At 55.8% G+C, this 17,278-nt stretch carries 13 protein-coding genes; 1 reads left to right on the forward strand and 12 read right to left on the reverse strand.

The genetic code is table 11. From position 1 onward, the window contains the following. Nucleotides 1-22: 22 nt before the first annotated feature. The 9 genes from QWJ34_RS11085 to QWJ34_RS11125 all read right to left on the reverse strand — a co-directional run bounded on the left by QWJ34_RS11085 (nt 23) and on the right by QWJ34_RS11125 (nt 11,790). Nucleotides 23-976, reverse strand: coding sequence for a carbohydrate ABC transporter permease (locus tag QWJ34_RS11085; protein ID WP_302727717.1), 954 nt, complete (start codon nt 974-976; stop codon nt 23-25). A gap of 50 nt (nt 977-1,026) precedes the next feature. Next, nucleotides 1,027-1,956 (reverse strand): ABC transporter permease, encoded by a 930-nt coding sequence (locus QWJ34_RS11090; RefSeq protein WP_302727719.1) that lies wholly within the window; start codon nt 1,954-1,956, stop codon nt 1,027-1,029. 78 nt (nt 1,957-2,034) lie between these two features. After that, complete coding sequence (locus tag QWJ34_RS11095) at nt 2,035-3,513, reverse strand: ABC transporter substrate-binding protein (protein ID WP_302727721.1); 1,479 nt, start codon at nt 3,511-3,513, stop codon at nt 2,035-2,037. A 185-nt stretch (nt 3,514-3,698) separates the two neighbouring features. Next, nucleotides 3,699-5,240, reverse strand: a complete 1,542-nt coding sequence (locus QWJ34_RS11100; protein WP_302727723.1) for a response regulator transcription factor — start codon at nt 5,238-5,240, stop codon at nt 3,699-3,701. After that, the gene (locus QWJ34_RS11105; RefSeq protein WP_483314261.1) at nt 5,215-7,068 is read right to left on the reverse strand and encodes a sensor histidine kinase; all 1,854 of its coding nucleotides are present in this window, start codon (nt 7,066-7,068) and stop codon (nt 5,215-5,217) included. The genes QWJ34_RS11100 and QWJ34_RS11105 overlap by 26 nt, the downstream gene beginning before the upstream one ends. Nucleotides 7,069-7,264: 196 nt before the next feature. Then, nucleotides 7,265-8,446, reverse strand: a complete 1,182-nt coding sequence (locus QWJ34_RS11110) for a spr1629 family repressor/antitoxin (protein WP_302727725.1) — start codon at nt 8,444-8,446, stop codon at nt 7,265-7,267. Between the two features lie 56 nt (nt 8,447-8,502). After that, nucleotides 8,503-9,243 carry a spr1630 family ClpXP-sensitive toxin gene (locus QWJ34_RS11115; RefSeq protein WP_302727726.1) on the reverse strand — a complete coding sequence of 247 codons (741 nt, stop codon included), beginning with the start codon at nt 9,241-9,243 and terminating at the stop codon, nt 8,503-8,505. A gap of 105 nt (nt 9,244-9,348) precedes the next feature. Then, nucleotides 9,349-10,107, reverse strand: a complete 759-nt coding sequence (locus tag QWJ34_RS11120; protein WP_302727728.1) for an exodeoxyribonuclease III — start codon at nt 10,105-10,107, stop codon at nt 9,349-9,351. A gap of 111 nt (nt 10,108-10,218) precedes the next feature. Beyond that, nucleotides 10,219-11,790 carry a hypothetical protein gene (locus QWJ34_RS11125; RefSeq protein WP_302727730.1) on the reverse strand — a complete coding sequence of 524 codons (1,572 nt, stop codon included), beginning with the start codon at nt 11,788-11,790 and terminating at the stop codon, nt 10,219-10,221. Nucleotides 11,791-12,094: 304 nt separating this feature from the next. Here QWJ34_RS11125 and QWJ34_RS11130 point away from each other — a divergent pair, with 304 nt between their 5' ends. After that, nucleotides 12,095-12,883 (forward strand): hypothetical protein, encoded by a 789-nt coding sequence (locus tag QWJ34_RS11130; RefSeq protein ID WP_302727732.1) that lies wholly within the window; start codon nt 12,095-12,097, stop codon nt 12,881-12,883. A 55-nt stretch (nt 12,884-12,938) separates the two neighbouring features. On the opposite strand, the gene QWJ34_RS11135 is transcribed toward QWJ34_RS11130, so the two are convergent. The 3 genes from QWJ34_RS11135 to QWJ34_RS11145 form a co-directional block, all read right to left on the reverse strand. Next, nucleotides 12,939-14,036, reverse strand: coding sequence for an ABC transporter substrate-binding protein (locus QWJ34_RS11135; RefSeq protein ID WP_302727734.1), 1,098 nt, complete (start codon nt 14,034-14,036; stop codon nt 12,939-12,941). A 157-nt stretch (nt 14,037-14,193) separates the two neighbouring features. Next, complete coding sequence (locus tag QWJ34_RS11140; RefSeq protein ID WP_302727735.1) at nt 14,194-15,795, reverse strand: helix-turn-helix domain-containing protein; 1,602 nt, start codon at nt 15,793-15,795, stop codon at nt 14,194-14,196. 173 nt (nt 15,796-15,968) lie between these two features. After that, the gene (locus QWJ34_RS11145; RefSeq protein ID WP_302727736.1) at nt 15,969-16,688 is read right to left on the reverse strand and encodes a stalk domain-containing protein; all 720 of its coding nucleotides are present in this window, start codon (nt 16,686-16,688) and stop codon (nt 15,969-15,971) included. Nucleotides 16,689-17,278: the final 590 nt, after the last annotated feature.

Raw genomic sequence — 17,278 nt, forward strand, 5'->3', positions numbered from 1 at the left:
ACTTTTTTCCCGATTCTTCCCCTTATTCCTTCACCGCGCCGACCGTCAATCCCTGCACGAAATAACGCTGGAAGAACGGATAAGCGAAAATGATCGGCAGCGTCGCCAGCACGACCATCGCCATGCGCGCCGTATCCTGCGGCAGCGATTGGAGCGCGGCCATGCTGATATTGGCGTTCGACGAATTCTGCTGGATAAACTGCATGCTGGATTCGATCCGCATCAGCATGGACTGGAGCGGCACCAGATTCGGGTTGTCGATATACAGCAGCGCGTTAAACCAGTCGTTCCAGTAACCGAGCGTGCTGAACAATCCGATCGTTGCCAGACCCGGCAGGGACAGCGGCACGATAATGCGCAGGAAAATGCGGAACTCGCCGGCGCCGTCGATCTTGCCCGATTCGATCAGGGCGTCCGGCACGCTGGTGCTGTAGAACGTGCGCAGGATCATGACGTAGAAGGCGTTCATCGCCAGCGGCAGCACAAGCGCCCAGATACTGTTTTTCAAGCCGAGCAGCTGCGCCACGATCATGTAGGTCGGGATCATCCCGCCGTTGAACAGCATGGTCAGGATCGCGAAGATCGAGAAAAAGCGGCGGTAGCGGAAGTTGCGGCGCGAGATCGCGTACGCATACAGCGAGATCATGACCAGGCTGACCACGGTCCCGATCAGCGTAACGGCGATCGTCACCCCGTACGCCCGCAGCAGAGTGTCTCCGCTTTCGAAAATATATCGATAAGCGCCCAGGCTCCATTTGGACGGAATCAGCCGGTAGCCTTCCAGCGCCAGCACGCTTTCATCCGTGAAGGAGATAATAACGACGAAGATAAACGGGAAAACGCAGGCAAACGCGAACAGCCCGGCAATCAGATTGAATACGATATTCCAGCCCGGCGAGATCCGGTGAAAATCACGGGTCCGCAGACGTTTTTTGGGTTCTTTCCGCGTGTTCGATTCTTTGCGCGCAAGTTGCATCCAAGCACTTCCTTTCTTTTGTAAGCCCCTGTGAACCGATCGTCAAGCCGTCAGAACAGCGAACTGTCCCGGTCGACGCGCCGGACGATATAGTTCGAGAAGATAACGAGCACGAAGCCCACGACCGACTGATACAGTCCCGCGGCCGCGCTCATGCCGATCTCGCCCGTGGTCATCAGCCCCCGGTAGACGTAGGTATCGATAACGTTGGTAACGGCGTACAGCGTACCGGAATCCCTCGGCACCTGATAGAACAGCCCGAAGTCCGCGTAGAAAATCTTGCCGACCGCAAGCAGCGTCATGATCGTCATGATCGGCGTCAGCATCGGGATCGTAATGCCTTTGATCTGCTGCCATTTGCTCGCCCCGTCGATCATCGCCGCTTCGTACAGCGATTTGTCGATGCCGAGGATGGACGCCAGGTAAACGACGCTGTTGTAGCCGATCATTTTCCACATATTGACCAGGATCAGAATGTACGGCCAGTATTTCGGATCGGAATACCACTGCACCCGCTCCATCCCGAACCAGCCGAGAATCTGATTCAGCAGGCCGCGGTCCATGCTCAGGAAGCTGAATACGAAGTAGCCGACGATGACCCACGACAGGAAATACGGCAGAAACATCCCCGTCTGATAAATCTTCGACATTTTGCGGCTGACCAGCTCGGACAAAATAATCGCCATCAGTACCGCAAACACGAGCCCGAGCACGATAAACGCGATATTGTACAGCAGCGTATTGCGCGTAATCGTAAAGGCGTCGTCGGTGCTGAACAGAAATTTGAAATTGTCCCAGCCGACCCACTCGCTGCGCACGATGCTGGCCCAGAATCCGTGGCGGCTGAAGCGGTACTCTTTAAACGCCACGATGGTGCCCGCCAGCGGGAGATACGAGAAGAAGAAAAACCAGATTGCGCCCGGCAGCACCATGAACAGCAGTGCTTTATTGCGATAGATATTTTTGAAAAAGCTTCCCATGTTCTTGCCATCCTCCTTCTAATAAAAAGAGCCGGACGACGTTTGCCCGCCCGACCCTTTCTATGCTGTGGTTAATTCTTACTTGCCGTTCTCCGCTTTCCAGGCGTCGAGCTGGCTTTGCGCTTCGGCCATGACTTTTTCGAGTCCCGCCTGGTTGAATTTCTCGATCGCCTGCGGCAGGTACTTGTCGGGATCGACGGTGCCGGTCATCAAGGAGGACCAGAACTGTTCTTTGACGTTCTGCACGGCGGTCATTTCGGTCGAAACGTTCTTCGGATCGAAGTTGAAGCTCAGGATCGGCGAATCCACGCCGGATTCGTTGAACGTTTTGAACTCGTCCCATTTGTTTTCCGGGTCGTTCGGGTTCAGGTAGAGCAGCATGTTGTTGCCCAGCGAGTAGGACGGCATATCGTAGTTCTTGGACTCGTCCAGATTCTCCAGCCGGTTGTCGGCCGTTTTCTTGTAGTGCGTGCCTTCGATGCCGGAGTCCACCATGTTGCGCAGTACCGGATCGGTATTGAGCAGGTTCAGGAACTGCATCGCTTTCTCCGGGTATTCCGAGTTGGCCGAGATCGCCATCATGGAACCCTGTACGGAGTTGTTCGTGATAATCGCGTCGCTGGCCGGCGTCGACGTAATCGGGTAGCCGTTGCTCTGCGACCAGAGGTTATCCGCGAACGGCTGCGTTTGCGCCCGGTCCAGCAGCCATTTGCCGGATTTGCCCAGATCGGCCGTGGAGCCCGTCGTTGCGGCTTCCGGAGCGACATAGCCCGCTTGATAGTACTTGTGCATCGTCGCCAGTGCTTCTTTCATTTCCGGCGTATCGAGAATATTGACGATCTGGTAGTCCGTCGTGTCCAGCTTGACCGCCATCGGCAGGTTCTGGATCACGTAATCGTACGGCACGTAGGGCACATAGTTTTTGTCCATGGCAAAAGGCGTGATATCGGGCGCTTTCTCCTTGACCGTTTTCAGCAGCGGCTCCAGGCTGTCCAGCGAGCGGACTTTGCTGGTGTCCAGGCCGTATTCGTCGACCAGGTTCTGGTTGAAGCGCCAGACTTCCTGCTGCGGAAGCTCTTTGTTGGCCGGAATCGCATAGTTGTGCCCGTCCACTTTGGAGCCTTCCAGGAACGCCGGGTTGATGGTGTCCTTGATATCCTTTCCGTATTCGTCCAGCAGTTCGTCGAGTTCCATGAACGCGCCTTTTCTGGCGTTCTGGACGTAATCGAAGCCGCCGGAAGCGGTGAAGATGATATCCATCGGTTCGCCGGAAGCGACCAGCACCTGCATCTTCTGCTGGTAATCGCCCCAGTCGATCATTTTCATGGTAACGGTCGCGCCGATCTTCTCGGCTGTATATTTACTGACTTCCTCCATGACTTTGTCGACGTCTTTTTGCGGCGTGCCGATCGTGTACCAGATCAATTCGACCGGTTTCTCGGCACTCCCCTCGTCGCCCGGCGCCGCGCTGCCTCCTCCGCCGCAGGCGGCGAGAACGACCGCGAGCGCTGTCAGCATCGCGAGAACGAACGAAAATCTTTTCTTGCTGCTTTGCATGAACCTGACCTCCTCTTTATACTTACCGGCTGCCCGGAAGAACTATCTTTAACTCTAGCGCATGAAAGTGCTTCCAAATAGAAGCGAAATTCAAGGTATCCATGTAAAAAATAAAGAAAAAGCGGTTTGAAAACCGCTTTTTCCGTCGAAATTATCAACCGCTTACATTTCGTGTCGCGATCATGTTACGTTATGCCGCCGCTGTACTGGAGCGTTTTGTACTCGGTCGGCGAGATGCCGACGTACTTCTTGAACTGCTTGTAAAAGTAGCCCGTTTCCCAGTAGCCGACGCTGCGGGAGATATCCTGCACCTTCAAATTGGATGTGCGCAGCAGCTCTTTGGCGCGTTCGATCCGGGTCTTGTTCAGGTAATCGGTAAACGTCTCGCCGGTTTCCTTATGAAACAGCTGGCCCAGGTATACGGGGTGAATACGGAACTGCGCGCCGAGCAGCTTCAGCGACAGCTCGTCGGCGTAATGCTCCCCGATATGGCTCAGCACCTGCTGCACGACGGGGCTTTTGGTTTCCCGACTGAGCAGGTCCACCGTCTCCGACGCCACACGGCGCACCGCTTCGACCAGTTCGTCGATCCGGGCGGCGGTGCGAACGCGCTCCAGCCCGGCCAGGAAAGGCTCCATATTCTCGACCTGCCGGTTTTCTTTGAGAATCACGCGAAAGCCCATGCACAACTCAAGCGCGGCATTTTGCAGCACGGAAGGCGTAACCCCTTCCGCGGCGCGCAGCCGGTCGAGATCGTCGCCGATGCGCCGCAGCAGCGCTTCCCGGTCGCGCGCCAGCGCCAGCTTGGCGTACTCGTCCCAGCCGGCGGGAAGAGCGGCCGGCGCTTCCGCTTTGGCGGCCGACAGCCGTTCATGCACCAGCACCGGCCGCTCGGAATCGACCAGGACGTAATCCAGCGCCCGCTTCGCTTCGTTCAGGCTCGCGGGGCCGTGCTCCGGCTGCGCTCCCGCGCTGCCGACCCCGATGCGCAGCGTATCGTCGCCGAGACGGCTTCGGATCGTCTCCGCCGCGTCCAGCAGCCGGCCGCGGCCTCCGTCTTCGTCGCCTTCGGGCAGCAGCAGCAAAGCGATCGTATCCCCGTCGGAATCGCGAAACGCAAATCCGTCCAGTTCGCCCTGGAGGACGCGTTCCGTGCGCTCCGTCCGCTCGTCCCCGTCTTCTTCCGAGCGCAGCGCCAGCACGCCGAGCCGCGGCCGGTCGAGCGGAAGGCCGAGCAGTCCCGCGCGTTCGGCGAACTCGGCCGGCGCGATGCGGTCGGTCAGCCACCGGTGCAGCACATTGTCGCGGATAACTCTCGTGCCGAACGCTTCGAAGCGCTCTTCGCGCTCGGCGCGGCGCAGCTTCTCGGTCACGCCGGCCAGCGTGGCTTCCAGTTCTTCTACATTAATAGGCTTCAGCAGGTAGTTCTCGATGCCCAGCCGCATGCCTTCCTTGAGATAGTTGAATTCGTTGAAGCCGCTGAGCACGATGACTTTGAGTTCGGGACGGAATTCGCGTACGCGCCGGATCAGTTCGAGTCCCGTCATTTCCGGCATGGAAATATCCGTCACCAGCAGATCCGCCGGCGTGTTCTCCAACGCTTCCAGCGCTTCTCGCCCGTCCAGCGCGCTGCCGGCGATCGTAAGCCCGAACGAATTCCAATCGATAAGTTCTTCCAGTCCTTCGGTGATAAACGGCTCGTCATCCACCAGAAACACTTTGTACATGCCGTTCCCCTCCTCCCGTATCGGGATAGCGTATTTCGACCAGCGTTCCCGTCCCGGCTCCTCTGCTGTGCACGTCGATCCCGTACTCGGGTCCGTACAGCAGTTTGAGCCGCTCGTGCACGCTGCGCAGCCCGAACGCGCCTTCTTCGCTTTCTTCCGGACGGTACAGCCGCTCGCGCAGCTCCCGGAGCCGGTCGGCCGATATGCCGCGCCCGTTGTCGCGCACCCGCACGGCGACGTCGCCCTGCTCGCGCACCGCGAAGATCACGATCCGGTTGTCGTCGTCCCGGCTGCGAATCCCGTGCACGATATAATTCTCGACGATCGGCTGAAGCGACAGCTTGGGAATTTCCAGTTCCATCAGTCCGGGCTCGGCCTGGATATCGTAAGCCAGCTTGTCTTTGTACCGAATCCGGAACAGCTCCAGATACAGCCGGCAGGCTTCCAGCTCGTCCTTGAGCGTGTGCCGCTCTTTCTGCTGCACGAATCCTTTGAACAGCATGGACAGGCTGTAGATCATCTCGCCCACGTCCCGCGCGCCCTGCGAGACGGCCCGCATGCGGATCACTTCCAGCGTATTGTAGAGAAAATGCGGATTGATCCGCGCCTGGAGCGCCGCAAGTTCCGCGTGCTTCTGCTTGATATCCGCCTTGTAGACGCGGTCGATATGCCGGTTCAGTTCGTCGAGCATATCGTCGAAACTGCCGGCGATCTGGCCCAGTTCGTCTTCACGACGGTCTTTGAGCCGCGTGTTCAGATCTCCGCGCTTGACCTTCTGCGTCAAACGGATAATCCGGTTGGTTCTTCTCGCGAAGCTGACGATAAACAGCGAAGGCACGAGAATGGCGAACGCGATGCACACCGCCCCGATCGTTTCGATCGTGCCGCGCAGATTGCGGTAGGACTCCGCCGCTTCCGCTTCGCTCATGATGCCCGCGATCGTGTAGCCGCCCGCCGTCGAAGCCAGCTTGTTGAAGTACAAACCGCCGGACGCGGACGGACCGGACGAATTGACGTCGTACACCGTTTCAAGCCCGTCGGCATACGGAAACTTTTTGCCGTAATAACGGCCCGACGTATCGAACAGCACCGTTCCGTCGGCGGCCAGCACGAAAATATCGCCGCGCATTTCTTTCTCGTAAGCGGTCAGCGCGTCCGACAGCCGCTGCGAATCGAACCAGACGGTCAGCTGGCCCAGGTTCTTGAGCGTCTGCTTGTCGTTGACCGGCACGGTGACGGAATAAACGTCCGGCTGCTCGCCGCCCAGTTCTCTGCGCACCCAGGTATTGGGAGCGGAAGCGTTCGCGTTCTGGATCGCCATCGCTTCGGGCACGTACGAGTGGGAAGCGTTGACGGACAGCGCTTTGAATTCCCGGCCGCTGCCGAACGCGTACAGCACCTGCTGTTCGCTGCTGTACAGGATCAGCGCCCGGATATCGGTTTTGGACACGAGCAGATTCTCCATATACTGCTTGGCTCCGGCGGAGTCGAAGCCGGTTTGTCCGTAACGGTCGAGCCGGTACTGCACATATTCCGCGTAAGGATGCATCAGGAAATAAGCAAGATCGAGCGACAGCGCGTCGTCCCGGTAAATATCGGGCATCATCGACTGCGCTTCGCCCATGCGAAGGCCCATATAGCGGTCGATCGCGGACATGGCCGCTTTCTGGTTGTCGAGCTCGCGGCGAACGGCCGACTGCGACATGGACACGAACATGAAGTATGAAAAAGCGATAACCGTCACGATTGTAATGAAGGAAAAAAGCAGGATCGCTTTGGTAAACAAATTGTTTTTGACGGTTCTGCGGTAAAAGCCGAGGATGTCCAATCGTCACTCCCCCTCTTCGTAATCCCGGCGCCCCTATCATTTTACCATAGGCGATAGAAAGCGTTTCATATAGGGTTCAGATTAAAGATTGAAAGGGGGAAAATAAAGAAAACGACCTCCGCCTTATAAAAGGAGAAAGTCGATTCGGAGAAATACAAAGTTCGATCGAGAGCTTTATTTTAAAATCCAAAGCTCCTTAACGCACTTTTTTTCTTCGTTCAAGCGGCATAACATTCAGATTCGATTCAGCTTCTTTTTTATAAGCTTCGAGAAAATCTTCATCCAGCCCGAGAATTCTTGACAGTAAAACATCGTCGAACAAAGTGAGGTCCATTAAAGCTTCTACGGAAGACAGATTGTTTTCAAATAAGAATTTGAGCGAACTTCTTACTTTTCCAGGTCTGATTAATTTGATTTCCTGATCCAGGGGCTCGCTTTGCATATACTTCAAACGATTCATCGAAGCGTAGAAATACCGATGCTGCTCGTAAGTCATTTTGTTCAATCGATAAGCTTGCCGAGCCATAACCTGTATGGAAACCTGCCATTTTTTCTTTAACTCTACATACGAATCCGGATTGGATATTTTATGAACAGACTCCAGATCCGCTTCAAATTCGATTGGAGGAAGAAGGAAATAAGCGGCAAACTCATTGGCTTCATTTTCCAATTGTTGATGCTCGGTCTTGGTCAACTCGCTCATGTCTATTCCGCTATGCAGAAGAAGGTGCCCCAATTCATGAGACAGGTCAAAGTTTCTTCTCACTGCGGATTTTTTCAAACGTCCCAGCATAATAATCGGTCGATCCCGCTCGCTCCACACGCTATAAGCGTCGACGCTCTCGATAAGGGATTTTTCGAAAATAAACGCCCCGTTCTTCTCCAACAAAAAAAGAAGCCGGTCGTTTCGTTCTTCAATGCCGATCGCGGTTCTTGCATACTCGGCTATATGCCGGATCGACTCCGTTACACTTAACGATTCATGATGTTCGGTCATAAACTTTATGGCATATTTGCGAAGGTCCGCAAGACGGTTCGTTGGATAGACCACTTCCTGCTCAAAAAGATCGAGCAGTCCTTCGATATGCTCAAGATGCGCCGCTTCGTATTTCGTTTTCATCGGACTGCTGATTTCTTTACATCGGTAAGCGACCCGGCTCGAATCGATCTTCTTTTTCACGGATCTCGGTTCGTAAAAGTATTTGACTTTAACGTGAAATAAATCTTTCATCCGGTTTACGATTTCCAGTTTAGGCCCATTGTAGTTGTTTTCATACTGCCATATCGACTGTTCGGTTACACCAAGAATTCGGGCCAATTCGCTTCGGGAATATCCATGCAGCAGTCGAATATCCGTCAGTTTTTCTCCAATAAACATAATCCGCCCTCTTTCTTAAATCCCTGCCTATTATCTAAGTGAGACAAGCCATTGGCCTATCCGTTTTTCTCCGCATCTTTTGAAGCCACCGAATAGCCGTACTCTTCCGCTTCGCCCGAAAACTCGCTTTCCGGCTCCTGGGCAAGCGCGCTGATCGCTTCGGTATCGAATTCGATTCCCGTATGTCCCAAATGACGCGACAAATCATCAATTTCCACCATTTCTACTGTACTGCCTTGTTTGAACTCGGGCATCCATAAAGAAACTTTAGACAGCATTTTGCTTTCGGAATCAACCGCATAAGTCACCATATAGAAACGTTCAAAATCGGCTTGAAGCTTAATTTGCTCGTCCTGCAAAGAATGTTGAGGCGCAATCTCGTCAAATTGCAGCGTTCCTTGAAATTCGGTTTTAAGCTCATCGAAGTTAATATTGGAATTAATGCGAGAAAGGTTAACCAGATAGCTGTCGGCTTGGTTGATATCTAATTCATAAGCAGGTTTTCGACCTTTGATAATCGTTGTATTTTTGATTAGAAGAAGCGATTTCATTCTAGGGATGACGAACTGCAAGTAAGACCATGTATAGCCGGCTTTAGCAGGTTGATAATCCAGTCCCATATCTTCGACCTCTCTGGAAACCTGATCGTCGATATGATTGCCTCTTACCCAGGCATAAGCCGAACTGACACGCAGTTCCTGCCGCTTTACGCTTCTTTCGATCGCATAACGATTATAACCGCCTTCGATCCCCCGAACCAGCTGCCGATTCAATTCCTCTTCAAAAGAATAGCCCATTGCTCCATCCTCCTCCTAGTCATTTGATCACTAGTTAGATTGTATAGCACGGGCTCGTTTTTTTAAAGAAAAAACGTAAATATTCTATTTTTCTTAAAGAAAAATTCAAATCCCTTCCATCTCCAGCACCACCGGACAGTGATCGCTGCCCATAATCAGACAGTCGATCCGCGCGTCCGTCAGCCTGGGCGCAAGGCGTTCGGAAGCGAGGAAATAGTCGATTCTCCAGCCGATATTGCGTTCTCTGACCTTGGACATATACGACCACCAGCTGTACACGTCTTCGCGGTCCGGGTAGAAGTAGCGGAAGGTATCGATAAAACCGGATTCGAGCAGCCCGGTCATTTTGCCCCGCTCCTCGTCCGTGAAGCCGGAGTTGCCGATATTCGAGCGCGCGTTCTTCAAGTCGATCTCTTGATGCGCCACGTTCAGATCGCCGCAGACCACGACCGGCTTATCCGCGTCGAGCTTGTTCAAATAGCCGCGGAAGCGATCTTCCCATTCCAACCGGTACGGCAGGCGGGTCAGATCGCGCTTGGCGTTCGGCGTATAAACGTTGACCAGATAAAAGCCTTCGTATTCCAGCGTCAGGATGCGCCCTTCGTCCTCCGAATCGTTTTCGATGCCGTAGCGGACGGACAGCGGCCGAATCTTGGTAAACACGGCGGTGCCGGAGTAGCCTTTTTTCAGCGCGTAATTCCAGTACTGATAGTACTCCCGCGTCGGCTCCATCGTGATCTGGCCTTCCTGGAGCTTGGTCTCCTGCACACAGAAAATATCCGCGTCCATAAGCTCGAAATAATCGCTGAATCCTTTATTGACCGCGGCCCGCAGGCCGTTGACGTTCCATGAAACAAGCTTCATTCGTTCGTTCTCCTTCCGGCACCGGTTTTACTGGATTATTTGGCACCCTGTTAAAAAGGGCCCGACTGCCAGTGTACCATAGGTTCCGCCGGATGCGCCGGGATGTGTTTTTCAGACGGCATCGCTGCGTCCGCTTTTTTTACGCCGCCGGATCAGCCAGCCGATTCCTTGCAGCAGTAAAAAAATAACGTAAAGCGGAACCAGGGTCAAAATCGTGTTCGCGAACAGCTGGCCGGCGATCGGCTGCCATTCTATTCCCCCGAGCATCGCTCCGGCTGTCTGGACAACCAGTACCGCGGCGGCGCCATAGAACGGAACCGGCCACTTCGTACGCCTTCTCCAGTAAGCGCCCGCGATCGGAAGCGAAACGATATTCAGCAGCATGAACGGGACAAGCCCTTCGTAATATTGCGTTTCGGCATCGGGTGTCCAATTCGGCAGCTTCCTCCAGGTTACGAAGAACTCAACGGCCAGCAGGATAACGAAAAGGATGCCAAACCCCATATCGACCGCCTTCGTTTTGCGCGGTTCTTCGACCGGTTCGGACAGGACCTTCTTTCGCCCCCGTTCGTCGGTTTCGTCCAGCGTAACGAACTTTCGGTCCAGCGCCGTCATGCGGCGTATGATAACGAACAGCACAACGGCAAAAAAAGCGAAAAAGCCGTTTACGATAAGCAGCTCCGTATAATGCAGCATCGAAATTCCGCCGCGCAGTCCCGCCGCGGATAGGCCGGCCAACTGCAGGGCGACGATCGCCAGAACGTCCGCCGGCAGCCTGTACCAGACCCCGCTCAGGCTTCCGCGCCAGTACCGGCCGATCACGGCGAGCGCGGTCAGGTTGAACAAGACCAGCGCGAAGCTGCCGGATTGAGCATCGCTCGGCCACTGAAATCCGCCGTCCGGCAGAGGCGTCCAGTTCGAGATCCACAGCAGCCCCAGCAGAAAGTTCAGCGCCAGAACGGCATTATACGCGGGACGGAAAAATCTTCGGTCGTTTTCGCGGTTGGCCCTGCGCTCGCGCAGCATCATGCCCGGCGTTTTGAGCGGGTACGGATATTCTTTTCGGCGCCGGAGCCGTTTACCCAATTCGAACCGCACGGTGCCGTCGTCGGGCCGTTTGGGCAGCAGCTCGTACTCGTGCACAAAATCTTCCGCTTTCATCTCCCGCAGATTGAGTTCGGTCGTATAAACGGGAACCCCCGCAGCGCGAAGACCGCGGATCGCGGTATCGAAGTCATCACGCTGATTGCCGGAGCGCAGCGGCATGCATTTGGCATATCCGATACGGCCGTCTTCGCCTTCGTACCGCAGAACCAGATTCGCGCCGATCCAGAATGTATATCCGTGTTTGCGCCGATCGCTCGTCCACCCTTCCTTTGCAATCAGCGCTTCGAGAATCCGTCCTTCGGGGAGCATATTTTCTTCGATCTCCTCCAGCATGACAAGATCCCGGTAATTGCGGTCCGGGGCGCGTCCGGGCAAATCGGGCGGAAAAGCTCCTCTGCGCAGCAAATGGGCAAAAAAAGCGAACAGCACGGTACCCATTGTCGTTAAGTAAACGCCCACCCACAGCTCGCGCATACCCAGGTATACGGCCGCCGCCAGACCGACCAGCGCGGTCGCGGCAAACAGCAGCAGGCAAAATCGCGCAATCCCTCCGCCTTTATAAGCGTTATTTTCCAAGTCGGTTTCTTCCCCTTTCGGTCGTTCTCCGGTTATCGTCTATTCCTCGGAGATGTTTAACATTTTATATATAACGCAACGATTTTCAAAAAGTTTCCTCTATATTTATATTCATCTTCTTACCCGGGCGAATATGCGTTCCCTTTTCGGGTTGACGCGCGTGTTCCGCGCTGGTATAGTGAACCCATACGATAACGAACGGCGCGGGGAAGCACCCTGCGGACGAGTCTTTGCGACTCTGTCCGCAGGGTGCTTTTTTGCGTTTCGCTTCGCTGTCGAATCTTTCGAATTGGAGCTGAGTTTATTGTCCGTTCTGCCGAAATTGCACCGCCGTTTCGTTCCGCTGCTGCTGTCCCTGTGTCTGGTTCTGCCGCTGTTTGCGCTGCCGGAGCGAACCGCGTCCGCCGCGGATGCCTGGGTCTCCGCCCTGTCGGGCATCGATACGATGTACGACGGATACACCGCGCTGGAAACGGCGAACAAGATCGAGAAGCTGGAGATCCAAGCGCTGCGCAAAGACAGCGCCGAGCGCCTGAAGAGTGTCAACGCCACCGTCAAAACCATCGACAAAGCCAAGATCGAGAAGCTGGCGGCAGCCGCGGCAGCCTTGCAAACCAAACATGCCGCCCTGCTGAAGCAGTACAGCGATCTGGGTAAGCAGGCTTCCGAAGCGCGCAAGCGCAAAGACAAGAAATCGGCCGATCTGCTCGACTTGAAGCGCAACAACCTCAAGCCGTCCGTCGAAGCCGCCAAGCTCGAGATCAAGAACGCCAAAGAAGCTCTGGCCGCCGCCAAGAAGCAGGCGGCTGCCAAAGCCAAAACGGTCAAAGATGCGCTTGTCCAGGTCGCGGCGTTCAAGAAGCAGGTGACCGCGGAGAACAAGTCGATCGCCGCGTTCAACAAGACCCGCGCCGCTTCTTACAAGCGCTACAGAAGCGCTGTCAAATCCGGCAACGCGATTACCGCGGCGGCCGAGCTGACGCTGATGTACAATCAGCTCGGCAAGATCCACGGCTCGCAGCAGAAGATCTACGGCTGGGAGAAACAGATCGCGTCCGCGATCAAAGCGGCGGCGGGCAAACTGCCGTCCTGATCCGGCGGTTCGCAGCCTGCCGGTTACCCGGCTTTACGGATTACGACTCGGCCGGTTATTTCGCCGAATCGACCAGCCAGTCGGCCAGCTCTTCGGTCTGGGACAGCACCGCCAGCGGATCGTAGTACCACGACCGCTCTTCTTTCCAGACATAGACGCGATCGTTTTTGACCGCATCCAGCGTGCTCCACAGCGGATCGGCTTTGAGATCGTCCAGCGTTCGCTTGTTCGAAGTCAGGACGATATAGTCGCCGGCGTATTTCGGCAGCAGTTCTTCGGACAGCTCCATCCACTGCTTTTTCATAATCTCGTCCGCCACGGCTTCGGGCGGCTTGCGGCCGAGCGCCTGGTACACCGGCTGTCCGCCGCGTCCGAAGTTGTCGCCGTAAGCATACGGCACCTTGTCGATGTCTTCGATAATCGAGAAAGAAGCGTCGGCCGGAATCGCCGCGTCGACGCGGGCTTTGGCTTCGGCGATCCGTTTATCGTAATCCTCCAGCCAGGCCGCCGCTTTGTCTTCGATGCCGAACAGCTGGCCGAAGTAAGTCAATTCTTCGTCGGCGTTCTTCAGATCGCCGTAAGGCACCACAACGGTCGGAGCGATCTTGCTGTATGCTTCGTAGTTGTCCGCGTTACCGGTCAGGATCATATCCGGCTGCAGCGACAGCACTTTCTCCATCGACGGATTGCCGTAATCGCCGATGTCTTCGACGTCCCCGCCCAGTCCTTTTGTGTACGGATTCTTCATCTGAAGGCCCGGGGTTCCGATCGGCTTCACGCCGAGCGCCAGCAGCGGCGCGTAATATTCGTCGGCCACCAGGCGCTGCGGAGAAGACGGGATCTCGATCGGGCCTTCGACCGTTTCGACCGTACGGGTCGACGCCTCCGCAGCCGGCGTTCCGCTTGAATCGGCGGCGCCGGCCGATTCGTTATTTTCGGCCGCTTCCGCGGAGCCGCTGTCGGCCGTTTTCCCATTATCTTCGTTTTGGGCATCGACGGAAGCCTGCGTTTGTCCGCTGCCTGCCGCCGCTTCTTGGCCGCCCTGCGCGCCGCACGCGGCCAGCATCAGCATAATCAGCGCCAGCGCGAGTACGCCTGCCATTTTTCCCCGGTGAACAAGACCCGAATCCGGACGTTTCCAAAAGATGTGCATAAATAAGCCCCCTTATGTATCTCTGTTATTGATTATCATTCTCATTCAATAACTTTAAGGGGGAAAAGACCGGAAATCTATAGCATAACGTGATGCGGGATTCCGCAATTTATGAGCCTGTGCGCAAACCGCGAGCAGCCTCGGAACAAATCAAGCCTCAATTTGGGGAGGGGGCCGGACGGCAGAGCGCTTCTTGAAGGACGTCCAATTGGGCCAGCGAAGACAGCGGATCGAACCCGTAGAACAGATCGGAAGCTTCGAGCGGATAAATCTCGGCCTCCTCCTCTTCCTGCGGCGCCGTAAACCACTCCCGCAGCCGGTCCATATCCGGCATGCCGGCTCCGATCACGAAGATACGGTCGGATTTGAATTCGCGCAGCCGGTTCAACGGCACTTCGGCGTAGCCGTGCCGTGCGACTTCCGCCGCCGGAAATCCGCCCGGGAAGCGAAAACCCAGATCGTCGTACAAAATATGCGCCGCCCTGCCGAATCGCGTGCCGAACGTATACGCGCAGCCCTGTCCAAGTTCCCAGACGATCGCCGTTCCCCGTTTCGGCGCGATCGAATCGAGCTTTTTGTTGAGCTGCCGCACTTTGCGCTCATAACCCGCCAGCAGCTTTTCCGCCGCTTCTTTTTTGCCCGCGACAGCCGCAACCTGCCGGAACTGCGCGCGCCAGTCCATATCCATAAAAGGAATCCCGACAGCGGGCGCGATAGTCAGCCAATCGCGTTCTTCGTTCAGATGGCCGTATCCGATCAGCACATCCGGCTCAGCGGCCCGTACGATGCGTCGGCATTCTTCCGGTCCGTAAATACTCAATTCGGCCCGCTGATCGATCGGCAGCTCCGGATGCGTGCGGAGAAGCCAGCCCGAGTAAGCGCCGAGCACCGGCCGGACGCCGAGCGCGAGCAGGCAGGCCGTATAGTTGAAATTGAACGAAACGATGCGCTTCTCCGCCTGTTTGTAGCGCAGCGGAGAATATCCCGTCATGCGCTTGAACGTCCGGCTCAGTTCGTTTCCGTCCCGATACCCGGTGCGAAGCGCCAGTCCCTGCACACTCCCGTCGTCCAGCAGCAGCGAGCGCTGCACTTCGCGGATGCGCAGCAGCGTCAGATAGCCGATAAAAGTCTGCCCCGTTCTGCGGCGGAAGCTGCGGGAGAAATGTTCCTCGCTGACGCCCGCCAATTCCGCGATCCGCTGCCGGGTCCATTCTTCGGCATAATGTTCGTGCAGCGTATCCAGCGTTCCGGGCAGCCAGTCATCCATGCCGGTCCCTTCCGACAACTCGCATTCGGCATTCAGCAGTTCGATCAGTTCCAGGAACAGTCTCTGCGTGCGAAAAGAAGCCTGAGCCAGCCGCGAATTCCAGCTTCCCGCCAGTTCTTCGGCCGCCCTGACAATTCTCGGCGAGCAAACGTCGAGGCACCGCGCCGCAAACAGGGATTCGCCGCCTCGCGATTCGACCGCTTCGCCGTAAGCCGCATATTCGATCAGCAGGCCGCTCAGCCTGCCGCCGAGACGCACGCCGGTTTCTTGCGCGCACAACACGACGCTGCCCCGTTTTCCTTCCCGTTCGGCTTCGGCGCTTTCAAGGCGGATTCGGCCGCTTCCTTCCGTAACCAGCAGGATAGAGCGGGACAACCGCGCTCCGCGCACGCCGAACAAGTACCTTTCTTCTTCGAGCGGCGCAATCCGCTTCGGCAAATAAAACACCGGACCGTTTCCGGCGGCTTCGCCGCTTTGATCGACAGGTTTCATGCTCCACCCTCCTCAAACAAGATAGGGAAAGTGTACACGATTGCGGCGCGGCGCGAAAGACGCCAAAAAAGCCCCGATCGGAAACCGGGGCTTTTTTTGGCGTCGAGGCCGACGATCGCGGAATAGAAGATCGTCGAAGCAAGGAGCGGAGACGTTTTAAGCGAAACAAACGATTAGAACGAAGCTTTCTCCACATATACGGCCGCGGACTGGATTTGCGCTTTGGTCAGCGAGCCTTTCTCGGACCAGATGCTGACGAAGCGGTCGCCCACGGCGAAAGTCAGCATCTCCGTTTCGGAAGGTTTGATCCATTTGGCTTTGACGCCGTTCGACAGAGTGACCGTCGTGCCGTCGTACATATACGCTTCGTCGCGCGGAGATACCGAGACTTTCATTTTGTCGAACGTATACGTGACCGAGTCGGCGCCCGCCGCTACGCTGCGGAACGTATCGCCCGATACCGCGCGCATCGGCGCGTACACCGTCTCGAAACCGTCAAACTTTGCGAATGCCGCTTTGGCCGCCGCTTTCTGCGATGCCGTGTACGTAACGGTCGTCAATCCCGACTGCGTATCGCCGGGCGCCGGAGCGGTCGATCCGCCGGTGCTGCCGATTACGACTTTCTTGCCGGCCGCATCGTAGGTGACCGGCGTATTCAGCGCTTCGCCCAGCGCCCGGACCGGCAGGTACGTCGTATTGTTGTACGTGATCGGATCAAGCTTCTTGCCCGAAGCATCGGTCGGACTGTAGGATTTTCCGTTTACGACGAAGCCCAGTCCGTGATTGAGCTGCGCTTTGATCGTTTCGACATTCGAAGCGGCGAACGCGCCGACCGAACCGGATACCGCCATGCCCGCCACCATTGCCGCCGCGATTAATTTTTTCGATTTCATTGTCTATTTCCTCCCGTGGATGCGGCCGTAAACTCCGGTGCTTGGCACCGCCGGCCGTCGAATAATTTTGGTTTGTTTTCTGTCGATGACCTAAATATACCCGGGGAATATCTCGAAAAAGCCAATGAATTGTATCCGGGAAGTAAACATTTCGATGCGCGATTTCATCGGCAGAACAGCCTACAAAAAAGCCGCGGAGTATTATCCGCGGCCTCAGATTGTCGAGAAACGATTGGATGTAAACCTAATTTAGGCGGTTCGATTGGAAGGAAAGGTCGGGAAAGGGCTGGAGAAATAAAGCCAGCGGCAAGAAGAATCCAAATAGCTGCGTATAGGCCCTTATTCCGGCTTTATCTTACGTTTTCGAGCAAATAACTGCACTCATACATCTATTTCGAGCTTTTGCGCTTCGATTCGGCCTTTGGTTCCCGAATAGCTGCACCTGCGTCGCTATTTGAAGAAATCGAAGGATTTCGCCCCAAATAAGTGTACCTGTGCCGCTATTTTCCATTTGGAACCATACCCGGCTTTCTCGACAGCCTGAAGCCGCGGAGCACTATCCGCGGCCTTATTGCTTGGAAAATTCGCTT

This window comes from Saccharibacillus sp. CPCC 101409 (assembly GCF_030518235.1).
In the GTDB taxonomy this organism is placed as follows: domain Bacteria; phylum Bacillota; class Bacilli; order Paenibacillales; family Paenibacillaceae; genus Saccharibacillus.